Annotated in this window: 6 protein-coding genes; 4 read left to right on the top strand and 2 right to left on the bottom strand. The window is 68.0% G+C overall.

Annotated features, from left to right (window positions below; translation table 11 throughout):
- The 4 genes from DMC18_RS04655 to DMC18_RS04640 all read left to right on the top strand — a co-directional run.
- A partial coding sequence (locus tag DMC18_RS04655) for an amidase family protein (protein ID WP_255580266.1) occupies positions 1 to 419 on the top strand: 419 nt, incomplete at its 5' end.
- On the top strand, positions 416 to 820 hold the full coding sequence (gene hpxZ, locus DMC18_RS04650; protein WP_110121722.1) for an oxalurate catabolism protein HpxZ: 405 nt from the start codon (positions 416 to 418) through the stop codon (positions 818 to 820). The genes DMC18_RS04655 and hpxZ, both read left to right, overlap by 4 nt.
- Positions 821 to 1,041: 221 nt before the next feature.
- Complete coding sequence (locus DMC18_RS04645; protein WP_110121721.1) at positions 1,042 to 3,243, top strand: TonB-dependent receptor; 2,202 nt, start codon at positions 1,042 to 1,044, stop codon at positions 3,241 to 3,243.
- Positions 3,244 to 3,401: 158 nt separating this feature from the next.
- Positions 3,402 to 4,367, top strand: a complete 966-nt coding sequence (locus DMC18_RS04640) for a nucleoside hydrolase (RefSeq protein WP_110121720.1) — start codon at positions 3,402 to 3,404, stop codon at positions 4,365 to 4,367.
- 125 nt (positions 4,368 to 4,492) lie between these two features.
- Here DMC18_RS04640 and guaD read toward each other — a convergent pair whose 3' ends face one another.
- Together guaD and xdhC are read right to left on the bottom strand one after the other, a co-directional pair.
- Positions 4,493 to 5,776: a guanine deaminase gene (guaD, locus tag DMC18_RS04635; protein ID WP_110121719.1), complete on the bottom strand. Its 1,284-nt coding sequence runs from the start codon at positions 5,774 to 5,776 to the stop codon at positions 4,493 to 4,495.
- The coding region (xdhC, locus tag DMC18_RS04630; RefSeq protein WP_110132723.1) for a xanthine dehydrogenase accessory protein XdhC at positions 5,763 to 6,240 on the bottom strand (478 nt) is incomplete at its 5' end. The genes guaD and xdhC, both read right to left, overlap by 14 nt.

Genomic DNA, 6,240 nt, shown 5'->3' with positions numbered 1-6,240 from the left:
ACCGCCTGCTGGCCGGCGCCCTGCTGCCCGACGGCGTCGCGCAGGCCGCCCGCCGCTACCGCCCCGCCTTCCGCGACGCCGCTCGCCGCGTGTTCGAGGACTTCGACCTGCTGTTGGCGCCCGTCACGCCCTGCCCAGCCCCGCCGATCGGCCAGGCGACCATGGAGCTGGACGGCGTTCCCGTCTCGGTGCGCAAGACGCTCGGCGCCTACACCCAGCCGATCAGCTATGTCGGCCTGCCGGTGATCGCCGCGCCGGTGAACCGCCCCGGCAAGTCGCCGATCGGCGTGCAGCTGATCGCCCCGGCCTGGCGCGAGGACCTGGCCTTCGCCGCCGCCCTGCGCCTGGAGCGCGCCGGCGTCATCGCCGCCCACCGTCCTCCCGTTCACTGGCCGCCCATCCGTCGAGACCCCGCATGACCGTCATCAACGCCCCCGACGTCCTGGCCGAGGTGACCGCCGCCGTCGACGCCTATGAGGTCGCCCTGATGACCAACGACGTCGAGGCGCTGGACGGCTTCTTCCGCGACGCGCCGGAGACCGTCCGCTACGGCGTGGCCGAGAACCTCTACGGCTTCGAAGAGATCGCCGCCTTTCGAATCGGACGCACCGGCGGCTCGCCGCTGCGGGATCGGCTGCGCACGGAAATCACCACTTTTGGGCGTGATTTCGCGATAGCGAACGTCGAATTCCTGCGAACCGGGGCAAAACAGTCCGGTCGCCAGAGCCAGACCTGGCTGCGCACCGAAGACGGCTGGAAAATCGTGTCGGCGCACGTTTCCCTGCTCCAGGCCGGCGCCGACCAACGCCTTGCGCCATAGGCCCGCGGATACTCCGCCCAAGGACAATAAGTAAGTATGTCCTGACTTATGACCTAGTTTTGGGCGCCGTTGTCGCAGCGTGGTCAAATAGTGACACGGTCCCTACAAACTTCACGCTAGTGAGACGGAGTCGTCATCAAGCCTTTTGATTTCGGCGCGGCCATTGTGCATTGCACCCCACGCAACCGGGTCCTCCACCGGTGTTCGAAGGGGATTTCGAAATGACCACCCAAGCCAAGCTGCGCAACGGCGCCGCCTTCGGCGTGCTCCTGCTGGCCGCCGCCGTCGCGGCCCCGGCCCTCGCCCAGGACGCGCCGACCGCCCTCGACGACGTGATCGTCACCGCCCAGAAGCGCTCTGAAAACATCCAGGACGTGCCGGTCTCCGTCGCCGCCGTCTCGGGCGAGAAGCTGGCCGCGATCTTCGCCGCCGGCGAGGACGTGCTGGCCCTGTCGAGCCGCGTGCCGGGCCTCTACGTCGAAAGCTCCAACGGCCGCGCCGCCCCGCGCTTCTACATCCGCGGCCTGGGCAACGCCGACTTCGACCTGGCCGCCTCGCAGCCCGTCTCGGTGATCATGGACGACGTCGTCCTCGAGAACGTCGTGCTCAAGAGCTCGCCGATCTACGACATCGAGCAGGTCGAAGTCCTGCGCGGCCCGCAAGGCACCCTGTTCGGCCGCAACACCACCGCCGGCATCGTCAAGTTCGACACCGTCAAGCCGAGCGAAGAGTTCAAGGCCAACGGCACGGCCACCTACGGCACCTACGGTTCGACCACCTTCGAAGGCGGCGTCGGCGGCGCGATCATCCCGGACAAGGTCTCGGTCCGCCTGTCGGGCCTGTATCAGCACCGCGACGACTACATCGACAACACCTACACCAAGGTGAAGAACGCCCTCGGCGGCTACGATGAAAAGGCCGCGCGCCTGCAGATCCTGCTGCGCCCGAGCGAAGACACCGACGTCCTCTTCAACGCCCACACCCGCTCGCTCGACGGCACCGCCGCGATCTTCCGCGCCAACGTCGTCACCAAGGGCAGCAACCAGGTCAATTCCAGCTTCGACCGCGACTCCGTCTTCTACAACGGCGGCGCCAACAACCCGCAGAAGTACGACGCGACCGGCGTCTCGCTGAAGGTCGACCACGACTTCGGCGCTGTGAAGCTGACCTCGATCAGCGCCTATGAGACCGCCAACGGCCTGAGCCGCGGCGACATCGACGGCGGCGTGGCCGGCGTCGGCCCGGGCGTGATCCCCTACGACTCCGCCAGCCAGGACTCGATCGGCGACCTCGACCAGGTCACCCAGGAGCTCCGCCTGGCCAGCAACACCGACGGCAAGCTGACCTGGCAGGTCGGCGCCTACTACTTCAAGTCGGCGTTCACCGTGACCACCGATCCGGGCTACATCGCCCCCTCGACCCTCGAGCACAAGAACACCTCGTGGGCCGTGTTCGGCCAGGGCTCCTACCAGTTCACCGACGCCCTGAAGGTGACCGCCGGCGTCCGCTGGACCGACGACGACAAGGACATGACCGTCCTGTCGAACCCCTATGGCGTGATCGCCCCGGTGTCGGTCTCCGACAGCCAGGCCAGCTGGGACCTGTCGGCCTTCTACACCATCACCGACGACGTCAGCGTCTACGCCAAGGTGGCCCGCGGCTTCCGCGGTCCGTCGATCCAGGGCCGCGACATCGCCTATGGCAGCGGCGCCTCGGTGGCCCAATCGGAAACCATCCTGTCGTGGGAAGCCGGCGTTAAGAGCGAGCTGTTCGACCGTCGCGTCCGCCTGAACGGCGCGGTGTTCACCTACACCATCGACGACCCGCAGTTCAGCGCGGTCGGCGGCAACACCAATTCCAACCGCCTGATCAACGCCAAGAAGGGCGAAGCCTACGGCATCGAACTGGACGGCGAGTGGAAGGTCACGCCGAACCTGCTGGTCACGGCCGGCTACAGCTACAACCACACCGAAATCAAGGACAAGACGCTGGCCGTGGCCGTCTGCTCCTTCGGTCAGTGCACCGTGACCGATCCGCGCAAGGCCAACCCGTCGGGCGGCGAAGCCTTCGCTCTGATCGACGGCAACCCGTTCCCGAACTCGCCGGAATACATCCTGAACTTCTCGGCGCGCTACAACGTGCCGGTGGGTGAAGGCGGCGAGCTGTTCGCCCAGACCGACTGGTTCCGCCAGGGCTACACCAACTTCTTCCTCTACGAGAGCAAGGAGTTCAACAGCAAGGACACCTTCGAAGGCGGCCTGAAGCTAGGCTATGGCCGCACCGACGGCACGTATGAAGTGGCCGTGTTCGCCCGCAACATCACCAACGAGGTGAACCTGCGCGGCGCGATCGACTTCAACAACCTGACCGGCTTCGTCAACGAGCCGCGCATCGTCGGCATCTCGCTGAGCGCCCGCCGCTAAGCGATCTCGACAGACTGACCTGATGGCGGCCCGGGCGTTGAAAAACGCCCGGGCCGTTGTCGTTTTGACATGCTAGCGGCGCTGGCGGCGGCTAAGGTGGTCGGCTTTCACGGCGTCCAAAAGCGCTTGCAGAACAACGAGAAGAGTTCCGCCCACCGATGACGACCAAGATCATCTTCGACACCGATCCCGGCATCGACGACGCCATGGCCCTGCTGTTCATCGAGGCCAGCCCGGCCCTCGACCTGGTGGCCGTGACGACCGTGTTCGGCAACGCCGACATCGACACCACCACCCGCAACGCCCTCTATCTGAAGGACCGCTTCGGCCTGACCGCGCCGATCTTCAAGGGTACGGACAAGCCGCTCATCCGCCCGCGCAACCCCTCGCCGACCTTCGTGCACGGCGAGAACGGCCTGGGCGACGTCGAGCTGACGGGCCTGGTTCCCGCCGAGCCGGAAGCCAAGCCGGCGCACCAGGCGATCATCGACCTGGCCCGCGCCAACCCCGGCGAGATCACCCTGGTCGCCGTCGGTCCGCTGACCAACCTGGCTCTGGCCCTCGAGGCCGATCCGGAAGTCGCCACCCTGCTCAAGGGCGTGGTGATCATGGGCGGTGCCTTCGCCGTCGCCGGCAAGCCGGGCAACGTCACCCCGGTGGCCGAGGCCAACATCTGGAACGATCCGGAAGCCGCCGACCGCGTCTTCACCGCCCCCTGGCATGTCGCCGTCATCGGCCTGGACGTCACCACCCAGGTGATCATGAGCCCCGACTACATGGAGGCCCTGGAAGCCTCGGCCGGTCCGGCCGGCCAGTTCCTCAACGCCATCTCCAAGCCCTATGCCGCCTTCTACGGCGGCCGCGACGGCATCGTCGGCTGCTGCGTCCACGACGCCGCCGCCGTGGCCTATGTCATCGACGAAAGCCTGTTCGAGGTCCGCCGCGGCTCCGTGCGCGTGGTCACCGAAGGCATCGCCCTGGGCCAGACCCTGCAGAAGGTGGAAGGCGAACTCTACGGCCCCTCGGCCTGGGACGACCAGCCGATCCACAGCGCGGCGATCGCCGTGGATGCGGACCGGCTGCTGGCGCTCTATGCGCGGACGATGAACGGGGTGGTGGCTTAACCCCCTCAGTCGGCTTCGCCGACAGCTCCCCCAGAGGGGGAGCATCTATGCCGCAAAAGATCCTCCCCCTCTGGGGGAGGTGGCCCGGAGGGCCGGAGGGGGCCGCGCATCGCGCGGCCTTTTCCCTATCTGCGATGCCGCTCCACCCCGGCCAGATACGTCCGGGCCACCACCCGGTCATCGCCCAGCACGGTCAGGGCGAACAGCCGGTCCTCCAGGCCCTTGGCCGCCGCCAGCCGGCGCTTGAGCAGCGGCGTCGCGGCCAGGTCCAGCACCAGGAAATCGGCCTCCTTGCCCGGCGCGAGATTGCCGATGCGGTCGTCGAGATCCAGCGCCCGCGCCCCGCCCAGAGTGGCCAGATACAGCGCCTGGAACGGATCCAGCGCCGAGCCCCGCAACTGGCCCACCTTGTAGGCCTCGCCCAGGGTGTGGAGGATCGAGAAGGTCGTGCCGGCCCCGACGTCGGTGCCCATGCCCACCTTCACCCCGTGCGAATAGGCCTCGTCCAGCGGGAACAGGCCCGACCCCAGGAAGAGGTTCGAGGTGGGGCAGAAGGCCACCGCCGCATCCTTGGCCGCCAGCCGCTGGAACGCCTCGCCCTGCAAATGGACGCAGTGGGCGAAGACCGACCGCTTCTGCACCAGGCCGAACCGCTCGTAGACGTCGAGATAGTCGCTCGCCCCGGGGAACAGCTGCGCGGTCTCGTCGATCTCGCGGGGGTTTTCGGAGAGGTGGGTCTGCATCCAGACGCCCGGATGCTCGGCGAGCACCTGCCCCGCCATCTCCAGCTGGGCGTCGGTGCAGCTGATGGCGAAGCGCGGCGTCACCGCGTAGCCAAGCCGCCCCTTGCCGTGCCAGTCGGCGATCAGGCTCTCCATGTCGGCGCGGGCGGTCTCGACCGTATCGGTCAGGCCCAGCGGCGCGTTGCGGTCCATCAGGGTCTTGCCGGCGATCAGCCGCATGTCGCGCGCATAGGCCTCGGCGAACAGCGCCTCGACCGAGCCCTTGTGCACCGAGCCGAACACCAGGGCCGTGGTCGTGCCGTTGCGCAGCAGCTCGTCGACGAAGAAGCCGGCCGCCTCCTTCGCATGGCCCGGATCGGCGAAGGCCGCCTCGGCCGGAAAGGTGTGCTGCTCCAGCCAGTCGAGCAGCTGCGCGCCATGGGCGGCGACGATGTCGACCTGCGGGAAGTGGAGGTGGGTGTCGATGAAGCCCGGCGTGATCCAATGGCCGCTCAGATCCTCGACCGCCAGGTCGGCATGGGCCGGCGCCAGGTCGGCGTAGTCGCCGCACGCCACGACGCTGCCCTGGTCGACGACCAGCAGCCCGTCCTCGTGGAAGGCGACCGCTTCCCCGCTCTTGGTCGGATCTTCCAGCAGGTGGAGGATCGACGCCCTAAACGCTTTCAAGAGACCCCTCGTCGTTACTGGCCTGGGCGGCCTCCAGCCGCATCAGCAGGTCGGCGGCCACCGAGACGGCGATCACCTCGGGCGCTTTGCTCTTCAGGCCCGGCAGGCCGATCGGGCAGGTCAGGCGGTTCAGCGTCACCGCCGAAAAGCCGTCGTCGCGCAGCCGGTGCATGAACCGCGCCCGCTTGGTCTTGGAGCCGATCAGGCCCAGATAGTCAAAGCCGCCGCCCGCCAGCCCGGCCGAGGCCAGGGCGTAGTCCAGGGCGTGGTCATGGGTCAGGATCAGGCCGTAGGCCTCACGCGAAGCGCCCATGGCCAGGGCCGCCAGCTCGGCCGGCGCGCGCACCACCACGCCCGGAACCTGCGCCGCCTCGGGCCGGCTGTCGTACCAGAAGAGCTTGAAAGGCAGGGGCGCGAAGGCCCGCGCGATCGCCTGGCCCACATGGCCGGCCCCGAACAGCAGC

Origin of the sequence: Caulobacter sp. D5 (assembly GCF_003185805.1) — a bacterium.
Lineage (GTDB): Bacteria > Pseudomonadota > Alphaproteobacteria > Caulobacterales > Caulobacteraceae > Caulobacter.
The sequence above is the reverse complement of the archived record's forward strand: the minus strand, read 5'-3'. Positions and strand labels throughout refer to the sequence as shown.